We start from the raw sequence: 24,324 nt of genomic DNA, 5'->3' as shown, positions 1-24,324 counted from the left end.
AGCCGTCACAAGTTGACCATGTTGTTGAGTTCGAGGATCGGCTGCAGGATCGACATGACGATAAACAGCACCACACCGGCCATGGTGACCACCAGCATGGGCTCGAACACGCCGAGGGCAATGTTGACCTGGCTCTCGAACTCCCGATCCTGGTTGTCGGCGGCCCGCTCGAGCATGCTGTCGAGCTCGCCGCTGCGCTCCCCTGACGCGATCATGTGCAGCATCATGGGAGGAAAAATCTTGGTCTCTTCGAGGGAGGCCCGCAGGCTGGTCCCCTCGCGCACCCGCTCGGTGGCCTCGAGGATCCGGGCGCGGGCGAAGTCGTTGGAGAGCACTTCGCCGGCGATCTTCATCCCCTCCAGCAGCGGTACCGCACTGGCGTTGAGGATGCTCAGGGTGCGGGCGAAGCGGGCGGTGTTGAGGCCACGGCTGACCCGGCCTATCACCGGCAGGCGCAGCAGCACGGCGTGCCAGCGGCGGCGGCGGGCCAGATCCTTGAGCCACCAGCGCCCCCCCATGGCCGCCAGGGCGCACAGCAGCAGGAACCACAGGCCGTAGTGCTGCAACAACTCGCTGGCCCCGATGAGAAAGCGGGTGGTGAGCGGCAACTGCTGGCCCATGTGCTCGAACTGGGCCACCACCTTGGGCACCACGGCGGTGAGCAGAATAGAGATGACCCCGATGGCCACACAGGTCAGCACTATGGGGTAGATCATCGCCTGCAACAGCTTGCTGCGCATGTGCTGGCGCTGCTCTGTGTAGTCGGCGAGCCGGTTGAGCACCTTCTCCAGGTGGCCCGACTTCTCACCGGCCGCCACCATGGAGCGGAACAGCTGATCGAAGACGTGGGGGAAGGTGGCGAGCGAGTCGGCCAGGGAGTAGCCCTCGACCACCCGGCTGCGCACCGTGGCCACCATGCTGCGCAGGTGGGCCTTCTCGCACTGCTGGGAGACCGCCTTGAGCGCCTCTTCAATCGGCATGGCGGCGCCGACCAGGGTGGCCAGCTGGCGGGTAATGAGGGCCAGTTCGGCGGTCGATGCCCCCCGGCGAAACAGCACGAAGCGGGCCGCCTCGCGTTTTGCCTTCTCGGTGGTCTCGCCCACCTCCAGCGGAGTGAGTCCCTGCTCGCGCAGCTGCTGGCGCACCTGGCGGGCGGAGTCCCCCTCCATCACGCCGCTCTTGTTGCGCCCCCTGCTGTCGAGCGCCTTGTACTCAAAGGCCGCCATATCAATCTTCCCGAGTCACGCGCAGCACCTCTTCCAGGCTGGTCTGCCCGGTCAGCACCTTATCGATGCCGTCACGGCGGATGCTGGGGGTGTGCTTGCGGATGATCCGCTCGATGGCCAGCTCGCCGCTGGCGTTGTGGATCGCTTCACGTACCGCATCGTCGATCACCACCAGCTCGTGGATGCCGGTCCGGCCACGATAGCCGGTGTGGTTGCACTGCTCACAGCCCACCGGCCGCCATACGGTGTCACCTTCATGCTCCGCGATCCCCATCGCCTCACGTTCGAGGGGGGTGATGGGATGCGGCTCGCGGCAGTCGGCGCACAGGGTGCGCACCAGCCGCTGGGCCAGCACCGCCAGCAGGGATGAGGAGAGCAGGAAAGGCTCGATCCCCATGTCGCGCATCCGGGTGATGGCGCCGATGGCGGTGTTGGTGTGCAGGGTCGACATCACCAGGTGACCGGTGAGCGAGGCCTGCACCGCAATCTGGGAGGTCTCGAGGTCACGGATTTCCCCCACCATCACCACGTCCGGGTCTTGCCGCAAAATGGCGCGCAGACCGCGGGCGAAGGTCATGTCGACCTTGGTGTTGACCTGGGTCTGTCCCACCCCTTCGAGGTCATATTCGATGGGGTCTTCCACCGTCAGGATGTTGCGATCCCGCGAGTTGATTTCGGAGAGCGCGGCATAGAGGGTGGTCGACTTCCCCGAACCGGTCGGGCCGGTCACCAGTATGATGCCGTGGGGTTTGCGGATCAGCTCGCTGATGATGTTGCGGTTGCGCAGGGTCATGCCGAGCTGGGCCAGTTCGAGGCGCACCGTGTTCTTGTCGAGCAGACGCAGCACCACCCGCTCGCCATAGCTCGACGGCATGGTGGAGACCCGCACGTCGACGGCGCGGCCGCCGATACGCAGTGAGATACGGCCATCTTGCGGCACCCGCTTCTCGGCGATGTCCATGCGCGACATCACCTTGATGCGCGACACCAGCAGTGACGCCAGCTTGCGGTGTGGACGCAGGATTTCGCGCAGCACCCCATCGATGCGAAACCGGATCACCAAAGAGCGCTCGAAGGTCTCGATGTGGATGTCCGACGCCTCCTCTTTTATCGCCTCGCTCAACATGGCGTTGATGAGGCGAATGATGGGGGCATCGTCATCGGCGTCGAGCAGATCCTCGCTCTGGGGCAGCTCCTCGGCCAGCGCGAAGAAGTCCATCTCGTTGCCGATGTCCTCCATCAGCTGGCGCGCCTCGGAGGAGTCGCGCTGATAGTGGGCCATCAGCTCGGTTTCGAAGAGATCGTCGGCCAGCGCTTCGATCCGAAAGGAACGGCCCGCCACCCGACGCACCTCGAGCAGGCTCTGCGGCGCCACGGCGGCACGGCACAGCAGCAGTGGCTCACCGCCGCGCTCGGTCAGGATCACCCCATGCTCACGGGCAAACGCGAACGGCAGCTCGGGCAACTCCGCCGCCTGGGCATCGTCGAGCCGGTACGCCATCACTGATTACCCTGCAACAGGCCACGGGCACCGGTCGCCGTATCCTGCTGACGCTGTTGCATCTGGATGATCTGCTGACGCATCTCGGGGGAGAGGGTCACGTCCTGGCCGTACTCGGGCAGCACCTGGCGCTGGGGCGAGGTGAGGTAGCTGGCGTTGGCCGCGTTCTCCAGCTGCTCGGCACGGAACAGGCTGTACTTGTTGCTGGAGATCCCGGAGTAGACGCTGGCGTCACGCAGTATGGTCGGCCGGATGAAGACCATCAGGTTGCGCTTGGTCGTCGAATTGGAGGTGGAGCGGAACAGGTAGCCAAGCAGGGGAATGTCGCCCAGCAACGGCACCTTGGAGATCTCCTCCTTGGTCTGCTCGTCCATCAGGCCGCCCAACACCACTGTCTCACCGCTTTTCACCAGCACGGCGTTCTTCACGGTACGGGTGTCAAAGGTGGGCCCCAGCGTGGTGGTCCCGGTCGCCTGAGCCTTGGCCACACTGGAGACCTCCTGCTCGATATTGAGCAGCACCGAGTCCCCTTCGTTGATCTGCGGCGTCACCACCAGCTTGGTGCCCACCGTTTTGCGCTCGATGGTGTTGAAGATGTTGTCGCCAGAGGTCGAGCTCTGGGAGCCGGTCTGCACCGGCACCTCCTGACCCACGTTGAACGACGCCTCCTGGTTGTCCATGGTGACGATGCTCGGGGTCGAGAGGATGTCGTTCTTGGTGTTGGTCGAAAGCGCAGTGACCAAGGCTGCCCAGTTGCCGTGGTAGAAGCCGGCGGCCATACCGTTGTAGCTGCCGAGCAGGGAGCTCAGGGCGTCGCTGTCGCCGTTATCCTTGTAGTCCTGGCCGGCGATGATGGCAGAGCCAATTCCCACCCCAGTGTTGGTGAACTGAGTGCCACCGCCGTTGCTGTTGGCCCACTGCACCCCGAGGTTGAGGCCGTCGCCATCCTGCATCTCGACGATGATCGCCTCGACCAGCACCTGGGCGCGGCGGATGTCGAGTTTGGCAATGACCTGCTCCAGTTCGCTCATCACGTCGGGCTGGGCGGTGATCACCAGGGAGTTGGAGGCCTCGTCGGCCGAGATGGCCAGCTTGCCGCCGCCTATGCTGGCGCCGCCCCCGGTGGCCTGCCCGCCCTTCTTCTCGGCTTCGATGCTGGAGCTGACGCCCTTGAGCACGTCCACCATCTCCTTGGCCTTGGCATATTTCAGGTAGAAGACGCGGGTGTTGCCCTGGGTCTGCAAATCCTGATCGAGCTGGCGCACCAGGCGGGTGATGCGATCGCGCGCCTGCGGTTCACCGGTCACCACCACAGAGTTGGTGCGCTCATCAGCCACCACCTTGGGGGTGAGCATGGCCGACGCCGCCCCACCGGCCTGCATGCCGGCATCCTTGTTGAGGCTGGTCACCAGCCGCACCATCTCACCGGCCGAGGCGTACTTGAGCTTGATGATGTCCACTTCCTGGTTGCCGGCCTTGTCGACCCGGCGCACCACCTCGACCAGCCGGTTAACCACGGCGGCGCGACCGGTGATGAGCAGCACGTTGGAGGGATCGTAATGCACCACGTTGCCGCCGCCGGCGTTGTCGTTGAGCTGACGCAGCAGGGGCGCCAGTTCACGCACCGAGACGTTGCGCACCGGCACCACCCGGGTCACCATCTCGTCGCCGCTGCCGGGGTTGCGTTCGTCCACCACCGGAATGGCCGAGGTCTTGGCGTCGCGCGAGCGCACCACCTTGAGCACCCCGTTATCCATCGGCACCACGGCAAAGCCGTAGACGTCGAGCACGCTCAGGAAGAACTGGTAGTACTGATCCTCATTGAGCAAGTCATAGCTGCGGACGTTGATCTTGCCGCGCACCGAGGGCTCGATGATGATGGTTTTGTTCAGATTTTTGCCGACGGTATTGATGAACTCTTCGATGTCGGCATTCTTGAAGCTGGCAGAAAATTCCGCAGCCCATCCCTGGCTCGCCAGCAACAGCGCCGCTGCTACACCCGCCAGACGCAGCGCCTTGTTCTTAATGGTCATCTTGTTGTTGTAACTCCAGATCATTGTTCCGACAGGCCGACATGGAGGTCATGCGGCTGGCCGTCCCGCTCCACGGTGACGGTCATCTCGCTGGCGCTAGCCAGTTGCTGCATGGCTTGCATGGCCTGTGCATTGTCCCTTAAATCCAATCCGTTGATGCTCACCGCCATGTCGTTGGCCTTGAGGCCGAGGCGGTTGAACAGGGAGGGGTTCTTACCCGGATTGAGGCGATAACCGAGCAGACGCCCGTCTCCCTGTACCGGCGCGATAGAGATGTAATCGGTCAGTTTGCCCGGATTGCTGAGCAGCTCGCCACGAGCGGCCGCCAGCGTATTGTCGGTCGGGGTCACCGGCAGCGGCTTGCCATACTCTTCGCCGTCGAGCATCAGGGTCTCGTCGCGCCCCTGCAGCTCGAGGATGACCCGATCCGGGTAGATCATGCGGATGCGGGCCTGGGTGCCGTCGATGACCTCACCGGGCCCGTAGCTGTTTTGCAGATTATTGTTGGCGATGATGGCAATGGAGCGATTGGGATCGTTGCTGGCCAGCACGCCGGTCAACTGCACGTTGAGGCGGGTGCGCGGCGCATCGATGGCGACCGCCTTGGGCGGTGCGACACCGGCTGGCGGAGCCTTGCCAAACAGCGAGAGACCGAGCAGCTCGTCGAGCGGCAAGGTCGGTTGCCCCTGGCCTGGCGGGGCCGGCATCCGCCCCTGCGGCTGCCACTGCTCGACCGTGGCCGGTTGCAACATGGCGAGCGAGCGCCAGGTCAGGCCAGCCAACTGCTGGGCCAGCAGCAGGAGCAGGGCCAGAAACAGCAACTGACTGGCGCGTGACCAGGGCATCTTCCGCAAGACGGTGAGGAGATGATTCAACTTCTCTTCCCTGAACAGCGCTTCCATAGATTCATCAACAACTTTTGTATATAGAGGGGGTTATTGTGTACGGCCTTGGCTTGCGACACAACCGCCCCAACCTTGCACCGTATGAAAAAGGAGCCTGAGTCACATTCAGCCATGGGCCCGCCACCGCTCAACCTAGGACAATGGCTCTGGTATACTTGTTCCACGCTTTTTTATCTGTAGGAGCCCTCTCATGGCACACGAGAATGGCGACGCGGTTCGCCTCGACAAATGGCTCTGGGCAGCCCGCTTCTACAAGGCGCGCAGCATGGCGCGCGAGATGATTGAAGGGGGCAAGGTGCACTACAACGGCCAGCGCTGCAAACCGGGCAAGCTGGTTGAAGTGGGGGCCCTTATCCGCTTCTGGCAGGGCCATGACGAGCGCGAGGTCGAGCTGCTGGTCATCAGCGGCCAGCGCCGCGGCGCCCCCGAAGCCCAACTGCTCTATCGGGAAACCGAGGCCAGCCTCAAGCGCAAGGCCGAGAATGCCGAGGCTCGCAAGCTCGGCAGCCAGTTCGCGCCCAGCCCGGAACGGCGCCCCGACAAGCAGGAGCGCCGCCTGCTCATCCGAGCCAAACAATACTGATCCCTTTACATGACGGAAGCGCGCTCGCTTCCTCCCATCACTGGAAATCACAATGAGCCAAGATCAACTCCATCGTTATCTGTTTGAAGAGTATGAAGTCCGTGGTGAGCTGGTACAGCTCGACCAAACCTTCCGCCACATCGTCGACGCCCAAAGCTACCCGCTGCAGGTGCAGGCCCTGCTCGGTGAGCTGCTGGTCGCCACCAGCCTGCTGGTCGCCACGCTCAAGTTTGAAGGCTCCATCACGGTGCAACTGCAAGGTGACGGCCCGGTCAAACTGGCGGTGATCAACGGCGATCACAACCAACATCTGCGTGGCGTGGCCCGCGTTGAGGGCACCCTGCCGGCGGAGGCCGACATCCACTCCCTGATCGGCAACGGTCAGCTGATCATTACCATCACCCCGGAGCAGGGTGAGCGCTACCAAGGCATCATTGCCCTCTCCGAGCCCACCCTGGCCGGCTGCCTTGAGGCCTATTTTGCCCAATCCGAACAGTTGCCGACCCGGTTGTGGATCCGCACCGGCATGCAGGATGGCGAGCCGAAGGCCGCCGGCATCATGGTGCAGGCTCTGCCGGCCCAGAGCGAAGATCACGAGGCCGATTTTGACCACCTGGTGCAGCTGACCAACACCATCAAGGATGAAGAGCTGTTCACCCTGCCGGCCGAAGAGGTGCTCTATCGCCTCTATAACCAGGACAAGGTGCGACTGTTTGAGCCGCAACCGGTCGCCTTCCACTGCACCTGTTCACGGGAGCGCTGCCAGAACGCCCTGTTGCAGGTTGGTAAAGAGGAAGCGCTGGATATTGTCAGGGAACACGGGCAGATCGACATGCATTGCGACTACTGCGGTAGCCACTACCTGTTCGATGGTGTGGACGTGGAAAGCCTTTTCAAGGTGGTTCCCGCCAATGATACAAACCAGTTACACTGAAAAAAGGCGGGGAAACCCGCCCTTCGCTTTATAACTAAAACAAAACCCTATTTTATAAACTTTGATGGCTGTCGCTTAATTATACCACCTAGGTGGTAGCATGATGGTCAGCTAAAACCCTACAAACCTCTGAACCCAGGAGATAACAATGACAATCGTGGCTGAATCTACCACCTTGGCACAAAAATTGGGCTTGGCACGTTACGGCATCCATGACATGGCCGACGTGATCCGCAACCCCTCCTACGAACAACTATTCGCGGAAGAGACCCGCCCCGAGCTGGAAGGCTACGAGCGTGGTGTGGTCACTGAGCTGGGTGCCGTTAATGTCAACACCGGCATCTTCACCGGACGCTCCCCGAAAGATAAATACATCGTCAAAGACGCCACCACCCAGGATACCGTGTGGTGGTCTGACCAGGGTAAGAACGATAACAAGGCGATCACGCCTGAAGTGTGGGCACACCTGAAATCCCTGGTGACCAAGCAGCTCTCCGGCAAGCGCCTGTTCGTGGTAGACGGCTTCTGCGGTGCCAACCCGGACACCCGTCTGGCCGTGCGCATCATTACCGAGGTGGCCTGGCAGGCACACTTCGTGAAGAACATGTTCATCCGTCCGAGCGACGAAGAGCTGGAAAACTTCGAGCCTGACTTCGTGGTGCTCAACGGCGCCAAGTGCACCAACCCGAACTGGAAAGAGCAGGGTCTCAACTCCGAGAACTTCGTCGCGTTCAACCTCACCGAGAAGATGCAGCTGATCGGCGGCACCTGGTACGGTGGCGAGATGAAGAAGGGCATGTTCTCGATGATGAACTACTTCCTGCCCCTGCGTGGCATCGCCTCCATGCACTGCTCCGCCAACGTGGGCCAGGACGGTGACGTGGCCATCTTCTTCGGCCTCTCCGGTACCGGCAAGACCACCCTCTCCACCGACCCGAAACGCGCCCTGATCGGTGACGACGAGCACGGTTGGGACGATGACGGCGTCTTCAACTTCGAAGGCGGCTGCTACGCCAAGACCATCAAGCTCTCCAAGGAAGCCGAGCCGGACATCTACAACGCCATTCGTCGCGATGCCCTGCTGGAAAACGTGACCGTCGCCGAGGATGGCACCATCGACTTCGATGATGGCTCCAAGACCGAGAACACCCGAGTCTCCTACCCCATCTATCACATCGAGAACATCGTCAAGCCGGTCTCCAAGGCGGGTCACGCCACCAAGGTGATCTTCCTGACCGCCGATGCCTTCGGTGTGCTGCCCCCGGTCGCCAAGCTGACCAAGGAGCAGACCAAGTACCACTTCCTGTCTGGTTTCACCGCCAAGCTGGCCGGTACCGAGCGCGGCATCACCGAGCCGACCCCGACCTTCTCCTCCTGCTTCGGCGCAGCCTTCCTCAGCTTGCACCCGACCAAGTACGGTGAAGAGCTGGTCAAGCGCATGGAAGCCTCCGGGGCCGAAGCCTATCTGGTCAACACCGGCTGGAATGGCACCGGCAAGCGGATCTCCATCAAGGATACCCGTGGCATCATCGACGCCATCCTCGACGGCTCCATCGAGAAGGCGCCGACCAAGGAGCTGCCGATCTTTAACCTGGAAGTACCGACCAAGCTGCCGGGTGTCGATACCGCGATCCTCGACCCGCGTGATACCTACGCCGATCCCACCCAGTGGGATGCCAAGGCGCAGGATCTGGCCCAGCGCTTCATCAAGAACTTCGAGCGCTTCACCGATACCGACGAAGGCAAGCGTCTGGTGGCCGCCGGCCCCCAGCTGTAAGCCGAGCGTGACATGAAAAAGCGGGCCAACAGGCCCGCTTTTCTTTTCCCCTACTCTTCCCACTCCAGCGGCTGCTGTCGCGGCAGTCGCAGCTCGACCAGCAGCCCACCCTGCTCGGCGCGACCGAGCCGCACGCTGCCGTGGTGCTGGGCCAGGATCTTGGCCACGATGGCCAGCCCCAGGCCACTGCCGCTGCGGGTGCGGGCCGCATCCCCCTGGGTGAAGGGGCGCAGCAGCCGTTCACAGTCCTGCACCGGAATACCGGGGCCGTTGTCCGACAGGCGCAGCCGTGCCCAATGCTCGTCGCCTTGCAGCTCAACCCACAGCCGGCTGGCCCCATAGCGCAGGGCATTGGTGGTGAGATTGCTGATGACCCGCCGCAGGCCGACGGGGTTGCACTCGACTGGCAGCGCGTCGGGCGGCAGATCGAGCGTCACCTCCAGCCCCTGCTCGACCGGCAGCAATACCGCATCGTGCACCAAGGCCGCCAGATCGATGCTCTCCATGACGACGCCGCTGTCGGGGCGAATGTAGTCGATGAACTGATCGATGATGTCATTCGACTCGTCGATATCGGCGTTGATGCTCTCTTTGAGGAACTCATCGCCGGAAGACATCATCTCGGTGGCGAGGCGGATGCGGGTGAGCGGGGTGCGCAGGTCATGGGAAACCCCGGCCATCATCAGGTTACGCTCCTCCACCAGATTCTGGAGCGAACGCGACATGTGATTGAAGGTGCGAGTCAGGCGACGCAGCTCACGCGACCCCTGCTCTGGGCTTGGCGCCGGGAACTGGCCACGGCTGACCGCAATGGCGCCCTCCTCCAGACACTTCAACGGCCGCACCAGTTGACGCGCCCACCACCAGGCACAGAACAGGGTGCCCACCAACATGACCGAGAGGAAGAAGATGATGGGCAGGATATCGTCATCCTCAATCTCGGTCAGCGGAATGCGCACCCACACCTTGTTGGCCTGAGGCGGCTGGATCCAGACGATGTAGTGCTCCTGAAGTTCAACCCGCACTCGGGTTGGCCCGCCCAGTTCGCGGCTGATCAGCGTCTCGAGAAAGGGGTAGCGATCGCTCTCCCGCAGCCCGTTGGTTTCTGCCTCCCGCTGGCTGTAGACATCCACCCCGGTCGCCACCGAGACCAACGCCTCGGCATCATCACTCAGCGACGCCTGGCTCTGCTCAAGCGGCAGGATCAGCTTGACCTGGTTCGCCAGCAGGTGGGCGATCTGCTTGACGGTCGGGTCGAGCAGGTAGTTGTAAAAGGTGGCGTAAGAGACCAGCTGATAGACCACCAGCACGGCCCCGAGAAACCAGAGCAGGCGGGAAAACATGGAAGAGGCGCGTTTCATGGGGCGCTACCATCCGGAATAAAGACGTAACCCAGCCCCCAGACGGTCTGGATGTAACGGGGTTGGGAGGGCTCGGCCTCTAGCATACGGCGCAGCCGCGACACCTGCACATCGATGCTGCGCTCGGTCGCGGTGTACTCGCGCCCGCGCGCCAAATGCATCAGCTTGTCGCGCGAAAGCGGCTCGCGCGGATGGCTCACCAGCACCTTGAGCACGGCAAACTCACCGCTGGTCAAGGTCACCGGCTCGCCGTTCGAGGTCATCTCGCGGGTCGCCAGATTGAGCACATGGGGGCCAAACTCCACCACCTTCTCCGTGGAGGAAGGGGCGCCCGGCAGCTCCACCGAGTGGCGCCGCATCACGGCACGGATGCGCGCCAGCAGCTCGCGCGGGTTGAACGGCTTGGGCAGATAGTCATCGGCCCCCATCTCGAGACCGACGATGCGATCCACATCATCGCCCTTGGCGGTCAACATCAGAATGGGCAACTGGCTGCCGGCCTCGCGCAGACGGCGGCAAATGGAGAGGCCATCCTCCCCCGGCAACATCAGATCGAGCACCATGAGGTGGAAGTTTTCACGGGCCAGCAGCCGGTCAGCCTGTTCGCCGTTACCCACGCCGCGCACCCAGAATCCCTGCTCGCTCAGGTAGCGCTCCAGCAAGGCGCGCAGCTTGGGATCGTCATCAACCACCAGGATCTTCTGTTGTTGGCTCATGCTTCTCTCTCTGTCATTGCCTACGGGCTCCATGTTAGGTCACTGCGATCGGTGGGCAAGCATAATTGTGTTACCGGGTATGAACTTCCCACCTGCGACGCCGAGTGTCGGTGAAGGCGTCATGGCAAAGGGGGTGGCATGAGCGCGGCGGTTCCCTCTTGCCGGCCCAGGGGTAATAATGCAGGCACATCGACTCAAGGAGACGCAGTCACCCCATGAGAAGCCAACTGATCACCCGTGAGGGGTACAACCTCCTCAAGCAGGAGCTGGACCAACTGTGGCGGGTTGAGCGGCCGGAAACAACCCGCAAGGTGAGCTGGGCCGCCAGTCTCGGCGATCGCAGTGAAAATGCCGACTACCAGTACAACAAGAAGCGCCTGCGCGAAATTGACCGGCGCGTGCGCTACCTGCGCAAGTGCCTGGAAAACCTCAAGATCGTCGACCACTCCCCGGCCCAGGAGGGCAAGGTCTTCTTCGGTGCCTGGGTCGATATCGAGAACGAGGCCGGCGATACCCTGCGCTTTCGCATCGTCGGCTACGACGAGATCTTCGGTCGCAAGGATTACATCTCCATCGACTCCCCCATGGCGCGCGCCCTCCTCAAGAAAGAGGTCGACGACGAGGCGGTGGTACAGACCCCGGCCGGTGAGGCCATCTGGTACATCAACGCCATCAGCTATACCCAGCCCTGATCCCTCCTGACGAGAGACCCATGAACAGCATCGAAACACAGATCGCCACCGAGCTGGCGGCCCGCCCAGAGCAAGTACAGGCCGCCATCCGCCTGCTCGACGAGGGGGCCACCGTCCCCTTCATCGCCCGCTACCGCAAAGAGGTCACCGGTGGCCTCGACGACACCCAGCTGCGCAACCTCGAGAGCCGCCTCGGCTACCTGCGCGAGCTGGAAGATCGCCGCCAAAGCATACTGCGCTCCATTGAGGAGCAGGGCAAACTCACCGCCGAGCTGGCCCGTGACATCCGCGCGGCCGACAGCAAGACCCGCCTCGAGGATCTCTACCTCCCCTACAAGCCCAAGCGCCGCACCAAGGGGCAGATGGCCATCGAGGCCGGCATCGAGCCGCTGGCCGAGCTGCTGCTCAGCGACCCCATGCGCGAGCCGGAGCAGGAAGCCCCCGCCTACCTCAACGCCGAGGCAGGGTTTGCCGACAGCAAGGCGGTGCTCGACGGTGCCCGCTACATCCTGATGGAGCGCTTCGCCGAGCAGGCTGGTCTGCTCGAGAAGCTGCGCGATTTCCTGTGGCAGCACGCCAACCTGCGCGCCCGCCTGGTGCCCGGCAAGGAGCAGGAGGGGGCCAAGTTCAAGGACTACTTCGAACATGACGAGCCGCTGGCCAGAGCCCCTTCCCACCGGGTGCTGGCCATGCTGCGCGGCCGTAACGAGGGGGTTATCTCCCTCACCCTGCACACAGGGGAAGAGGAGGGGGCCAGCCCCTGCGAGGGGATCATTGCCCGCCATCTTGGCCTGAGCTTCTCCGGCCGCCCGGCCGACAAGTGGTTGCAGGGGGTGGTGAGCTGGACCTGGCGTATCAAGCTCTCTTTGCAGATGGAGACCGAGCTGGTCGGCCGCATCCGCGAGAGCGCCGAGGAGGAGGCGATCAAGGTGTTCGCCATGAACCTCAAGGATCTGCTGATGGCCGCCCCGGCCGGCATGCGCACCACCATGGGGCTGGACCCGGGGATCCGCACCGGGGTCAAGGTGGCCGTGGTCGACGCCACCGGCAAACTGGTCGATACCGCCACCATCTATCCATTCGAGCCCAAGCGCCAGGTGGAGCAGAGCCTCAAGACCCTGCGCGATCTGTGTGTGAAGCACAAGGTCGAGCTCATCAGCATCGGCAACGGCACCGCCTCGCGCGAGACCGACAAGCTGGCCGGCGAGCTGTTCAGCCGCTACCCGGAGGCGCGCGCCCAGAAAATCGTGGTGAGCGAGGCCGGCGCCTCGGTCTATTCGGCCTCCGAGCTGGCGGCCAATGAGTTTCCGGATCTCGATGTCTCCCTGCGTGGCGCCGTCTCGATTGCCCGCCGCCTGCAAGACCCGCTCGCCGAGCTGGTGAAAATCGATCCCAAGAGCATCGGGGTCGGCCAGTACCAGCACGACGTGAGCCAGACCCAGCTCGCCCGCAAGCTCGAGGCCGTGATTGAGGACTGCGTGAACGCAGTCGGGGTGGACGTCAACACCGCCTCGGCGCCGCTGCTGGCACGGGTCTCCGGCTTAAGCCAGACCCTGGCCCAGAACATAGTGCAGTTTCGCGATGACAACGGCGCCTTCGCCAGCCGTCAGCAACTGCTCAAGGTGAGCCGGCTCGGGCCCAAGGCGTTCGAGCAGTGCGCGGGCTTCCTGCGCATCCGTGGCGGGGCCAACCCGCTGGATGGCTCGGCGGTACACCCGGAATCCTACCCCGTGGTGGAGCGCATCTTGGCGAAGTTGCAGCAGTCGGTGGAGAGCCTGCTCGGCAACAGCGCCCTGCTCAAGGAGCTCAAACCCGCCGACTACACCGACGAGCGCTTCGGCGTGCCGACCGTCACCGACATCATCGGCGAGCTGGACAAGCCGGGTCGTGACCCGCGCCCCGAGTTCAAGACCGCCACCTTCCGCGAGGGGGTGGAGAAGGTCTCGGATCTCGAGCCCGAGATGGTGCTGGAAGGGGTGGTCACCAATGTCACCAACTTCGGGGCCTTCGTCGATGTCGGCGTGCATCAGGATGGACTGGTGCACATCTCATCGCTCACCGATCGCTTCATCAAGGACCCGCGCGAAGTGGTCAAGGCCGGCGACATAGTCCGGGTCAAGGTGCTGGAGGTGGACGTGCCGCGCGGCCGCATCTCGCTCACCATGCGCATGGACGAGCAAGCCGGCAAGCGCAAACCACGCGGCGAGGATCGTCGCGCTAGCGGCGCGCGCGGCGGTAACGGCCCGCGTGAACGCCAGCAAGGCAGTGCGCGGCGGGAAGACAAACCGCAAAACGGCGCGCTCGGCAACGCCTTCGCAGCCGCCTTCGCCAACGCCCGCAAAAAATAAGCAGGCATGAAAAAGCCCGGCCATTTGGCCGGGCTTTTTTTATCGTGATGGCATCACTTCTGCGCGAGCAGGAAACTCACCAGACGGTTGAACTGATCCTGGGAGATGATGGACTCAATCTTGATCAGGTACTTGCCGTTGACCACGAAGGCCGGCACACCGCGGATCTGGAACTCCTCGGTGTTGCGGTCGAACTGGGAGACCATACCGGAGACGGCGAAGCTGTCGACGGCACCGTCAAACTCCTCGCCCTTGACGCCGTTGTCGACGAAGATCTGCTTCACGTCGTCACGGCTCTGCGGGAACTGCTTCTGCTCGTGCAGCTTGGAGAAGATAACCGGGGTCAGTTTTCCTTCCACTTCCAGCAGGTTGGCAACGGCATAGGCACGCTGCATCTCGGGGCCCATCTCGCGACCTAAGAAGGCCACCGGGTTCTTCTTGAAGGAGACGCCCTGCGGCAGGCTCTTCTTCAGCTCGCTCGCGATCGGCTCGAACTTGTAGCAGTGCGGGCAATAGTAGGAGAAGAACTCCAGCACTTCCGGTTGGGCAGAGCCCGTCTGCTTGACCACCTCATAGTTGACGCCTTCCTTGAATTCCGGGGCGGCGTGCACCATGGGCATCATCAGCATGGCGGCAATGAACAACAGTATTTTCTTCATGATCTTTCCTGTTATGGGGATCGGTGTGAGGCACGCCCGGCGAACCGAAGCAGAGCCAAGCCTATTGCGTCACCAGGCCGGCGTCAATGAGAGCGGTGGCTCGCGCAGCGCCAGCAACTGCTCCTGCATGGCCTTCAACTGCTGCTCCCAATAGGCTCCGGTATTGAACCAGGGGAAGTGGCGCGGGAAGGCGGGATCGCTCCAGCGACGCGCCAGCCACGCCATGTAGTGCACCATGCGCATGGCCCGCAGCGGCTCGATGAGGCGCAGCTCACGGCGATCCAACTCCATGAACTCCTCGTAGCCGGCCAGCAGGGCGTCGAGCTGCATCATCCGCTCCTGCCGGTCTCCCGACAGCAGCATCCAGAGATCCTGGATGGCCGGCCCGGTGCGGCAGTCATCGAAATCCACCAGTAGCGGGCCATCACGCCAGAGGATGTTGCCGGGATGGCAGTCCCCATGCAGGGAGATCTGCTCCACCTCCAGGCTCATCGCCTCGCGCACGTGGGCAATCAGCTCATCCAGTACCCCGAAGAAGGGCTTGGCGAGGCTGCGCGGCAGCCACTCGCCGCTCGCCAGCAGGTGGCGCGGCTCCTCCAGCATGGTAGCGACATCGAGCTGCGGTCTGTGCTGGAAGGGGTGCACCGACGAGACCTCATGCAGCCGGCCGAGCCAGCGCCCCACCCCCTCCAGTTGATCCAGATTATCCATCTCGAATGCCCTGCCGCCGAGGCTCGGCCATAGGGCAAAGTGGAACCCCTGATATTCGAGCAGGGTCTCGCCGTCAAAGGCCAGCGGGGTCGCCACCGGGATCTCCTCGGCCGCCAGCAGGGCGGTGAAGGCGTGCTCTTCCAGGATCTGTTCCCGCCGCCAGCGGCCCGGACGATAGAACTTCACCACGTAGCGGCGCCGCGCCTCATCGTGAAACTGATAGACCCGGTTTTCATAGCTGTTGAGCGCGGTTAACCCGGAGTCGATCACCAGTCCGGTCTGGGCCAGTGCATCGAGGATGAGGTCGGGGGTCAGGTCGCGGTAGTCGAATCCCATGGCGTCACCGAAAAAGAGAGGGGGCACATGGCCCCCATTCTACCCATTCCACTCAGAGCCGGCTGATAAACTTGCTCGGCTGCTTGATGACCCCCTTGGGCTCGCTGGCCGCCCCTTTGCGGATCAGCACGAAGCGGATGTCGAGCACGGCATCACGCAGGTTGTCGGGGTTAACCCCCAGGCTCACCGGCTGGTTGAGGATCTCGCCGCTCTTGAGGGTCACCTCGCGCGGGCCATACCACTGATAGTCGGGCAGCCCCTCGACCGCCAGCCGGAAGGTCTGCGGCCGCATCGTCTTGTTGAGGATCTTGAGGTTGTAGGTGTTCTCCACCAGGCCATCTCCGTTCTCACGAAACAGCTGGTTGCGATCGCGGATGACGTCGAGCCCCATCGGCATGATCGACATGGCGCTGTAGGCAAAGACCCCGAGCATGACCAGCATCACCAGGCCATAGCCGATGAGCTTGGGCCGCGCCACCTGGGTCGAGTGCCCCGCCAGCTTGTGCTCTGTGGTGTAGCTGATCAGCCCCTTGGCATAGCCCATCCGCTCCATGGTCTGATCGCAGGCATCGACGCAAGCACCGCAGTTGATGCACTCGTACTGCAGGCCGTCGCGGATATCGATACCGGTCGGGCATACCTGGACGCACAAGTCGCAATCGATGCAATCCCCCAGCCCGAGTACCTTGGGATCGGCCTTGCGCGGGCGTGGCCCCCGCTGCTCGCCGCGCGCCCCGTCATAGCCGACGATGAAGGTGTCTTTATCGAACATGGCCGACTGGAAGCGGGCATAGGGGCACATGTGGATGCACATGATGGCGCGCATGAAACCGGCGTTGCCATAGGTGCAGGCAGTAAAGAAGAGCACCCAAAACAGAGGCCAGAAGTCGATGGAGAAGGTGAGCAGAGCGGGCATCAGCGCGGTGATGTCCTGAAAATAGCCGACGAAGGTGAGGCCGGTGACCAGGGAGATGAGCAGCCACGCCAGATGCTTGGCGCCCTTGCGCAGCAGCTTGTCGCGTCCCCAGGGGGCGGCATCGAGCTTGCGCCGCTTGTTGGCCGGTCCTTCGCACTTCTCCTCACACCAGATGAAGAGGAAGGTCCACACCGTCTGTGGGCAGAGATAGCCGCACCAGACCCGGCCGAGGAAGGTGGTCACGAAAAACAGGGCAAAGGCGGCGATCATCAGCAGCCAGGCAAGCAGGGTGAGATCCTGTGGCCAAATCGTGGTGGCAAAGATGTGGAACTGCTGGTTGCCGATGTCGAGCAACACCGCCTGGCGCCCCTCGTAGCGCAGCCAGGGCAGCGCCAGAAACAGCAGCATGAACAACCAGCCCATGTTGCGCCGCAGACGCTGCCAATACCCGGTCTGCGCCCGCACATAGATACGGTTGCCCGGATTAAACCGGTCATCGCTGGCCTTGAAGGTGTGGGGGTTGCACTCCCCGGTCACGTCCTTGACCTCGATCTGCTCTTGCTCGGCCATGGGGCACATTGCTCCGTTCTGATTGTTATCGGCCGATTATATCTTAATCAGCCGCTCACCCGGAGCCATCACCACCGGCAATGTTGAAGGAAGATCGCAAATTTGTAGCAAAAAATGACGCGCCGGAGGGGCGCGTCAGAGGGGTCACTTGATACCGCGGGCCTTGAGCAGGGCCTCTTTGAAATCGGGCACCTGATCCTTGGCCAGGCCGGGGATCATGGCGCTCTTGTCGGCATCGCGCATCTTGAGGTGGTAGATGAGCACGTCATCGGTCAGCGCACTCAATGGCCCCTCGTAACCGGCCTCTTTGGCCAGCTTCTCGATGAACTGGATCAGGTTCAGATCCTGTTCCTTGATCCAGGCGGGCTGCAGCAACTCGAGCAGCTCTTCGATACGATGACATTGCATCTGGAATCCTCACTGTTGTCGAACATCAGGCGGCACGCCCCTGCAGGGCGGCCTCCACACGATCCCGGCCATTATGCTTGGCTTGATAGAGGGCTGCATCCGCTTTTTGCACCAGCTCACCGGCACTCATGCTCTCATCGGGCACCAGAGTGGCCACCCCGATACTGCCAGTTACCACGCCGGCAATCCGGGAGCGGGCATGGGGGATCGCCAGATCCTTGATGCGCTGACGCACCTGCTCGGCAATCTGCCACGCCCCCTGCTGACCGGTGGCCGGCAACAGCAAGGCAAACTCCTCGCCCCCATAACGGGCGGCCAGATCGTCCTCCCGGCGCAACGCCTCTGCCAGGGCGGCCGCCACCTGTTGCAGGCATTCGTCGCCCCACTGGTGTCCATAGTGATCGTTGAACTGCTTGAAGTAGTCCACATCGAGCAAGATCAGCGAGAGCGGGGCCTTGGCACGATAGCAACGGCGCCAGGCCCGCTCCAGCGAGTGGTCGAAATGAGCGCGGTTGGCGATGCCGGTCAGGCCGTCGAGGCGTGAGGCGAGTTGCAGGTGTTCAGAGACACTGCGCAACTCGGCCACCAGATCGGCATTAGTGAAACGGTGGTAGAGCGAGGTCAGCTGCTCGCGGCGCAGCCGACGCACCAGGGCGGAGAGAAACAGCAGCAGATACCCGGCCAGTATGCAGGAGAGAATGCGCTCCTGATCTCCGCCCTGCCACAGCACCAGCAACATGGTGAGCCCAAGCGGAGAGACCAAGCCATAGAAACAGCGGCGGCTACCGATGAGCAGTATGCTGCCACCGGTCAGCAACAGGCAGGAGAGAATGATGAGGCCGGCACGGTGGGAGGGCGGCAGGGCATCGAGATAGAGCAGCATCCCCATGCTCCAGATGATGGAGGTGCTGGTCACGCCGATGAAGATTTCGTGCTCCACCCTCTGGTGCAGCACCAGGTGAAGATGGCCCTGTCGCCACTTGACGTGGCCCCAGCGCAGCGCGAGCACGATCAGGTTACCGAAAAGCCACAGCAGGGTATGTTGGGGGGCGACGTAAGGGTAGAACATCAGCCCCCAACTCAATGCGACCAACAGCAAGAACGGAACGCTGAACAGGACATGCTCACAGAGCTGGGCCGTCACGGCCTGCCTGACCTGTTTGGCTACATTCGGTGTCACCGTGCACGCTCCCTGTACAAGAAGGCGACAGTCTAGCACCGACTCAACTGAGCAACAACTCACCACTCGTCAACATGAGACCCGCCTTATTCCTTACCCAATTCGTCGAGGATCGGGCACTCGGGGCGCTCATCGCCGTGGCAGCAGCGGGTCAGCTGTTCCAGGCTGGTCAGCATCGCCTGCAAGCCGGCGATGCGCTCGCGCAGGTCGACCATCTTCTCTTCGGCCAGCTTCTTGACCTGGGCGCTGGAGCGGTGCTCGTCCCGGTAGAGCGCCAGCAACTCCTGGCACTCTTCGAGGTTGAAGCCGGTCTCACGGGCCCGCTTGACGAAGCGCAGCTCACGCAGCGCCGAGTCACCGTAACTGCGATAACCGTTGTCACTGCGCTGTGGGGCCTTAATGAGGCCGATGCTCTCGTAGTAACGGATGGTCTTAGCCGTCAGCCCGCTGGCCTTGGCAACCTTGCTGATGTTCATCGCTTTCTCTCCTAACGGGCGCTCGGGCGCCATCGTTTCAGCATCAAGGAATTGGCCAGCACTGTCACGCTGCTCATGGCCATGGCGGCACCGGCCAAGGCCGGGCTGAGCAGACCGAAAGCGGCGAGCGGAATGCCGACCGTATTGAAAATGAAGGCCCAGAACAGGTTCTGGCGAATGGTGCGCCAGGTGGCCGCCGAGATATCGATGGCATCGACCACCAGACGCGGGTCTGGACGCATCAGGGTAATCGACGCCGTCTCCATCGCGACTTCTGCCCCCGAGCCCATGGCGATCCCCACATCGGCGGCGGCCAGCGCAGGAGCGTCGTTCACCCCGTCACCGACCATGGCGACCAGCCCAGCGCTCTGCGCTTGCAACTGCTGCACCCGCTCGACCTTACCGGCCGGCAATACCTGAGCGAAGGCCCCATCCAGACCGAGTTGCTCGGCGGCATGATCCACCGCGGCCCTGGCATCCCCACTCACCAGCCAGGAGGCGATGTGCCGCGCCCGCAGTGCCGCGACGGCGGCCGCACTCTCCGGGCGCAGCGGGTCGGCCAGATCGGCCCAGCCAACCAGCTCACCATCGCGGGCCATCCAGACCCGGGTCACCCCAGCTGGCGCCGCGACGCCGCCACTGAGCACCACACCGGCACGCTGCATCAGCGCCTGGTTGCCGACGAACAGGTGATGCCCTTCGACGCGCCCTTCGATACCACTGCCCACATGCACCTTGAGATCCTCGGGCTGGGGCAGGGTTTCATCCACTGCGGCCAGCATGGCGCGCGCCAGCGGATGCTCGCTCCCCTGTTGCAAGGCGGCAGCCAGGCGCAGGTCGGCGCCGTCGCCGTGCCACTGCTCTAGGCTCGGACGCCCCTGCGTCAGAGTACCTGTCTTATCGAAGATGACGGCGCGCACCCGGTGCGCCCGTTGCAGGGTCTCTATGTCACGGATGAGAATGCCATGCCGGGCCGCAGCGCCGGTGCCGGTCACCACGGCCGCCGGCGTCGCCAGCCCCAGCGCACAAGGGCAAGCGATGACCAGCACCGCCACCGCGGCCATCAGCGCCTGCTCCCCAGAGCCGTTCAGCTGCCACCAGAGCAGGCCGGTGAGCAGTGCAATGACCATGACGACCGGGACAAACAGGGCCGAGATGCGATCGACCAGCTGCTGGAATGGTGCCTTGCCCATCTGGGCCTGCTCAACCAGCGCTATGATGCGGCCGAGGTTGGACTCCTCCCCCACCGCACGCGCCTCAAGCTCCAGCACGCCGGAGCCGTTGATGGTCCCCTCCAGCACCCGATCGCCAATACCGCGCAACACCGGCACACTCTCACCGGTGACCACCGCCTCATCCAGCTCGCTCTCGCCGCCGGTGATGACCCCATCGACCGGGATCCGCTCACCAACCAGCACCTGGATCCGCTCCCCCTTGAGCACCTCGGCGATCGCCACCTGCTGCCAGCTTTCGTCACGCCATACTCTGGCCTGCTGCGGACGCAGCGCCATCAATTCGACAATGGCGGCACGAGTACTGCGCTTGGCGCGCCCCTCCAGCCACTTACCGAGCGAGACCAGGGTGATCACCACGGCACTCGCCTCGAAATAGAGGTGCCCCATGGCCGCGGGCCCCAGTTTGAACAACAACCACAGGCTATAGCCATAGGCGGCGCTGGTACCGGTGGCGACCAGGACATCCATATTGGCACTGCGCGCCCGCAGGGCCCGCCAGGTTCCGCGATAAAAACGGGCACCGACCCAGAATTGGACCGGCGTGGCGAGTAGCAATTCCGCCACTGGTGGCAGGTGCCAGGGCAGCAGACCGGCCATGGCCGCCATCCCCAGCAACAGGGGCAAGGTCAGCAGGGCGGAGATGATGAGGCGATACCGCTCGCGACGCTCTTCACCTTGCTCCCGTGCAGCCTGCTCCTGCAGCTGTCTGGCGCGATCCTCGGCCGGACGGAAGTGGGCGGTGAAACCGGCGGCGGCCACCGCATCGCGCAATCTGGCCGGAGTCATGACCCCTGCGGCCCCGCTGACCCGCGCCTCATTCAGGGAGAAGTTCACCTCGGCCTTGAGCACACCGGGTTCGCGGGCCAGCACCTTCTCAAGGCGGCTGGCGCAGGCGGCGCAGCTCATCCCCTCGACGGCAAACTGCTGTGTCTCCTGCTCGACCTGGTACCCAAGCGACGTGATCCGCTCCAGCGCAGCCCCAAGCTGCTGTGGCTGTTCCAGCTCCAGCGCGCCCTGCTCGAGCGCAAAGTTCACGGTAGCCTTCACCCCTTCCAGTTCATTCAAGCCCCGCTCGATGCGATCGGCACAGCGGGCGCAACTCATGCCTTTGATCGGCACATGCAATGAAAGCGTCATTTCAACTCTCCTCTATGGGACAGTCAAACCTTAACCTTTACATGAACTGGAATGTAAAGCCTGTGGGCAAAAAAAGCATGCGGACAAAAAGGAGGAAGCGATACCTCGCTAATCCCCCTCGCCATACCCGTTGGCCAGAGCCCCGCCTCAATGAGAACCACGGCACATAGAGCGATGATGACCTATCGACCCAGCAAGGTGTGCGCTCTGCTCTCCTTGCACTGCGATCGCCACCACAAGGGACAGCGCACGCTCAGCAAAAACACCTTCACCCAGATACCCTACTGAGGGCTGAAAACCGCGTTTGGGATCGCTATCCCTGCACTGAAAACGATGGAGGAGGCCAAAATATGAGCGCGCTCAATGTCCGATGCAAAGGGGGGAGCCATAATCGCGGCATTTGGTTGTAAACTTACCACCTCCTTAATGGAGACAGTCCGTTATCTTCTGTTACGACGCCGGTATAGGCGGGCTGGTTATAATCACTCGAATAACAAGGTTTGGCGGGAGCCTAGCCTGGCAGGTTCATACACTACTTGGAATCTCAGGAAACCTATGAAAAATATCAACCCAACCAAGACCCAGGCCTGGCAGGCACTGGAAGCCCACTTCGCTGCCCATGGCAAGATGCAGCTGAAGGATCTTTTCGCCAAGGATGCGCAGCGTTTTGACAAATTCTCCCTCACCTTCGGTGGCGACATTCTGGTCGACTACTCCAAGAACCTGATCACCGAAGAGACCCTCAAACTGTTGATTGCGCTGGCTAAAGAGACCGATCTGCGCAGCGCCATCGATGCCATGTTCAACGGCGACAAGATCAACATGACCGAAGGGCGCTCCGTGCTGCACGTGGCCCTACGCAACCGCTCCGACCGCCCCATCGAAAGCGATGGCAAGGACGTGATGCCGGAAGTGAATGCCGTGCTGGCCAAGATGAAAGGCTTCTGCGAGAAGGTCATCTCCGGCGAGTGGAAAGGCTACACCGGCAAGGCGATCCAGCACGTGGTCAACATCGGTATCGGTGGCTCTGATCTGGGCCCAGTGATGATCACCGAGGCGCTGCGTCCTTACAAAAACCACCTGCAGATGCACTTCGTCTCCAACGTCGATGGCACCCACATCGCCGAAACCCTGAAGAAGATCGACCCGGAGACCACCCTGTTCCTGGTCGCCTCCAAGACCTTCACCACCCAGGAGACCATGACCAACGCCCTGACCGCCCGCGACTGGTTTATCAAGAGCGCCGGTGACAAGGCCCACGTTGCCAAGCACTTCGCGGCGCTGTCTACCAATGGCAAGGCCGTGGCCGAGTTTGGCATCGACACCAACAACATGTTCGAATTCTGGGACTGGGTGGGTGGCCGCTACTCCTCCTGGTCTGCCATCGGCATGCCCATCGCCCTTTCCGTCGGTTTCGAGAACTTCGAAGCCCTGCTGCAAGGCGCCTTCGAGATGGACATGCATTTCGCCACCGCCTCCTATGAGCAGAACGTGCCGGTACTGCTGGCCCTGATTGGGCTGTGGTACAACAACTTCTACGGTGCCGAATCCGAAGCCATCCTGCCGTACGATCAGTACATGCATCGCTTCCCTGCCTACTTCCAGCAGGGCAACATGGAATCCAACGGCAAGTACGTGGACCGCGACGGCAACCCGGTCGACTACCAGACCGGCCCCATCATCTGGGGTGAGCCGGGCACCAACGGCCAGCACGCCTTCTATCAGCTGATCCATCAGGGCACCAAGCTGATCCCGTGCGACTTCCTGGCGCCGGCCATCAGCCACAACCCGCTCGGCGATCACCACCCGAAACTGCTGGCCAACTTCTTCGCCCAGACCGAGGCCCTGGCCTTCGGTAAGAGCAAGGAGCAGGTTGAGGCCGAGTTCCTGGCCGCCGGCAAGACCCTGGAGCAGGTTAAGGATCTGGTGCCGTTCAAGGTGTTCGAAGGCAACCGTCCGACCAACAGCATCCTGTTCAAGCAACTGACCCCGAAAACCCTCGGCTCCCTGATCGCCATGTACGAGCACAAGATTTTCGTGCAAGGGGCCATCTGGAACATCTTCAGCTTTGACCAGTGGGGTGTGGAGCTGGGCAAGCAGCTGGCTAACCAGATTCTGCCAGAACTAGGCACCACTGAAGCCGTCGCCAGCCATGACAGCTCCACCAACGGCCTGATCAATACCTGGAAGGCGTGGAAGGCCTGATATCGCCAGACCTGAAGCAAAAAAGCCCGCTACCAAGCGGGCTTTTTATTATGTTCAGAGACCTATCGCCGAGAGGAATATAAGGCTTCATCAGTACAGGAGTGCCCCTGTCGCGCTCTTACTGAGCGAGGCAAAGGCCGCCTCACGGGACGAGCTTCGGTTGCGATGGCGCATCCGGGTACCTGATATATTCGAGCGCGCCGCTACCCCTCGCTCCAAACGAAAAAAGCCCAGTCGCTCGACTGGGCTGCTCTTGCGTGACGGGGTGACTGCCGTGCGAGCGGCAGAGGGTGAAACGCAGGGGCTGAGGGACGGTATTCAAAGGCTGAGGCCACCTTCTGCTGTCGTCTGGCGATTCAGCGATAGCCTGCAAAAGCAAAAAGGCCTTCCCATCAGGGAAGGCCTTCAATATTTA

General features: G+C 62.6%; 19 protein-coding genes. 6 read left to right on the top strand and 13 right to left on the bottom strand.

The features are described from left to right. Positions 1 to 5: 5 nt before the first annotated feature. From exeF to gspC, 4 genes are read right to left on the bottom strand one after another with little or no spacing between them, the layout of a single operon-like run. Positions 6 to 1,226, bottom strand: a complete 1,221-nt coding sequence (gene exeF, locus BN1134_RS10205) for a GspF family T2SS innner membrane protein variant ExeF (RefSeq protein ID WP_042047050.1) — start codon at positions 1,224 to 1,226, stop codon at positions 6 to 8. Between the two features lies 1 nt (position 1,227). Beyond that, positions 1,228 to 2,730, bottom strand: a complete 1,503-nt coding sequence (gene gspE / locus BN1134_RS10200; RefSeq protein WP_042047049.1) for a type II secretion system ATPase GspE — start codon at positions 2,728 to 2,730, stop codon at positions 1,228 to 1,230. Next, positions 2,727 to 4,760 carry a GspD family T2SS secretin variant ExeD gene (exeD, locus tag BN1134_RS10195; RefSeq protein ID WP_042047158.1) on the bottom strand — a complete coding sequence of 678 codons (2,034 nt, stop codon included), beginning with the start codon at positions 4,758 to 4,760 and terminating at the stop codon, positions 2,727 to 2,729. The genes gspE and exeD overlap by 4 nt, the downstream gene beginning before the upstream one ends. A 20-nt stretch (positions 4,761 to 4,780) precedes the next feature. Next, positions 4,781 to 5,635: a type II secretion system protein GspC gene (gene gspC, locus BN1134_RS10190; RefSeq protein WP_408862863.1), complete on the bottom strand. Its 855-nt coding sequence runs from the start codon at positions 5,633 to 5,635 to the stop codon at positions 4,781 to 4,783. Between the two features lie 220 nt (positions 5,636 to 5,855). Between gspC and hslR the strand changes: the two genes are divergently transcribed. The 3 genes from hslR to pckA all read left to right on the top strand — a co-directional run bounded on the left by hslR (position 5,856) and on the right by pckA (position 8,959). Beyond that, positions 5,856 to 6,248 (top strand): ribosome-associated heat shock protein Hsp15, encoded by a 393-nt coding sequence (gene hslR / locus BN1134_RS10185; RefSeq protein WP_042047044.1) that lies wholly within the window; start codon positions 5,856 to 5,858, stop codon positions 6,246 to 6,248. A 52-nt stretch (positions 6,249 to 6,300) separates the two neighbouring features. Then, positions 6,301 to 7,182: an Hsp33 family molecular chaperone HslO gene (gene hslO, locus BN1134_RS10180; protein ID WP_042047043.1), complete on the top strand. Its 882-nt coding sequence runs from the start codon at positions 6,301 to 6,303 to the stop codon at positions 7,180 to 7,182. A gap of 148 nt (positions 7,183 to 7,330) precedes the next feature. Next, the gene (pckA, locus tag BN1134_RS10175; RefSeq protein WP_042047041.1) at positions 7,331 to 8,959 is read left to right on the top strand and encodes a phosphoenolpyruvate carboxykinase (ATP); all 1,629 of its coding nucleotides are present in this window, start codon (positions 7,331 to 7,333) and stop codon (positions 8,957 to 8,959) included. Positions 8,960 to 9,009: 50 nt separating this feature from the next. Here pckA and envZ read toward each other — a convergent pair whose 3' ends face one another. Further along, positions 9,010 to 10,320 carry a two-component system sensor histidine kinase EnvZ gene (gene envZ, locus BN1134_RS10170; RefSeq protein WP_042047039.1) on the bottom strand — a complete coding sequence of 437 codons (1,311 nt, stop codon included), beginning with the start codon at positions 10,318 to 10,320 and terminating at the stop codon, positions 9,010 to 9,012. Then, entirely contained in the window at positions 10,317 to 11,036 is a 720-nt protein-coding gene (gene ompR, locus BN1134_RS10165; RefSeq protein WP_042047038.1) for an osmolarity response regulator transcription factor OmpR, read from the bottom strand. Before ompR ends, envZ begins: the two co-directional genes overlap by 4 nt. A gap of 215 nt (positions 11,037 to 11,251) precedes the next feature. Between ompR and greB the strand changes: the two genes are divergently transcribed. Further along, positions 11,252 to 11,728, top strand: a complete 477-nt coding sequence (greB, locus tag BN1134_RS10160) for a transcription elongation factor GreB (RefSeq protein ID WP_042047036.1) — start codon at positions 11,252 to 11,254, stop codon at positions 11,726 to 11,728. Between the two features lie 20 nt (positions 11,729 to 11,748). Beyond that, positions 11,749 to 14,076: a Tex family protein gene (locus BN1134_RS10155; RefSeq protein WP_042047034.1), complete on the top strand. Its 2,328-nt coding sequence runs from the start codon at positions 11,749 to 11,751 to the stop codon at positions 14,074 to 14,076. 53 nt (positions 14,077 to 14,129) lie between these two features. Here BN1134_RS10155 and BN1134_RS10150 read toward each other — a convergent pair whose 3' ends face one another. The 7 genes from BN1134_RS10150 to BN1134_RS10120 form a co-directional block, all read right to left on the bottom strand. Further along, positions 14,130 to 14,735 carry a thiol:disulfide interchange protein DsbA/DsbL gene (locus BN1134_RS10150; protein ID WP_042047033.1) on the bottom strand — a complete coding sequence of 202 codons (606 nt, stop codon included), beginning with the start codon at positions 14,733 to 14,735 and terminating at the stop codon, positions 14,130 to 14,132. 69 nt (positions 14,736 to 14,804) lie between these two features. Next, positions 14,805 to 15,782 (bottom strand): serine/threonine protein kinase, encoded by a 978-nt coding sequence (locus BN1134_RS10145; RefSeq protein ID WP_042047157.1) that lies wholly within the window; start codon positions 15,780 to 15,782, stop codon positions 14,805 to 14,807. 52 nt (positions 15,783 to 15,834) lie between these two features. Then, entirely contained in the window at positions 15,835 to 17,268 is a 1,434-nt protein-coding gene (ccoG, locus tag BN1134_RS10140; RefSeq protein ID WP_042047032.1) for a cytochrome c oxidase accessory protein CcoG, read from the bottom strand. Between the two features lie 144 nt (positions 17,269 to 17,412). Further along, complete coding sequence (locus BN1134_RS10135; RefSeq protein WP_042047030.1) at positions 17,413 to 17,676, bottom strand: YihD family protein; 264 nt, start codon at positions 17,674 to 17,676, stop codon at positions 17,413 to 17,415. Positions 17,677 to 17,701: 25 nt separating this feature from the next. Beyond that, positions 17,702 to 18,856, bottom strand: a complete 1,155-nt coding sequence (locus tag BN1134_RS10130) for a GGDEF domain-containing protein (protein WP_042047029.1) — start codon at positions 18,854 to 18,856, stop codon at positions 17,702 to 17,704. 86 nt (positions 18,857 to 18,942) lie between these two features. Then, positions 18,943 to 19,332, bottom strand: a complete 390-nt coding sequence (gene cueR, locus BN1134_RS10125) for a Cu(I)-responsive transcriptional regulator (RefSeq protein WP_042047028.1) — start codon at positions 19,330 to 19,332, stop codon at positions 18,943 to 18,945. An 11-nt stretch (positions 19,333 to 19,343) separates the two neighbouring features. Then, positions 19,344 to 21,704 carry a heavy metal translocating P-type ATPase gene (locus BN1134_RS10120; protein WP_042047027.1) on the bottom strand — a complete coding sequence of 787 codons (2,361 nt, stop codon included), beginning with the start codon at positions 21,702 to 21,704 and terminating at the stop codon, positions 19,344 to 19,346. 555 nt (positions 21,705 to 22,259) lie between these two features. Here BN1134_RS10120 and pgi point away from each other — a divergent pair. Beyond that, positions 22,260 to 23,909, top strand: coding sequence for a glucose-6-phosphate isomerase (pgi, locus tag BN1134_RS10115; protein ID WP_042047026.1), 1,650 nt, complete (start codon positions 22,260 to 22,262; stop codon positions 23,907 to 23,909). The last annotated feature ends 415 nt before the right edge of the window (positions 23,910 to 24,324 follow it).

Source organism: Aeromonas simiae (genome assembly GCF_000820125.1).
GTDB lineage: Bacteria > Pseudomonadota > Gammaproteobacteria > Enterobacterales > Aeromonadaceae > Aeromonas > Aeromonas simiae.
Note: the sequence above shows the minus strand (reverse complement) of the source record. Positions and strands in the feature narration are given on the sequence as shown.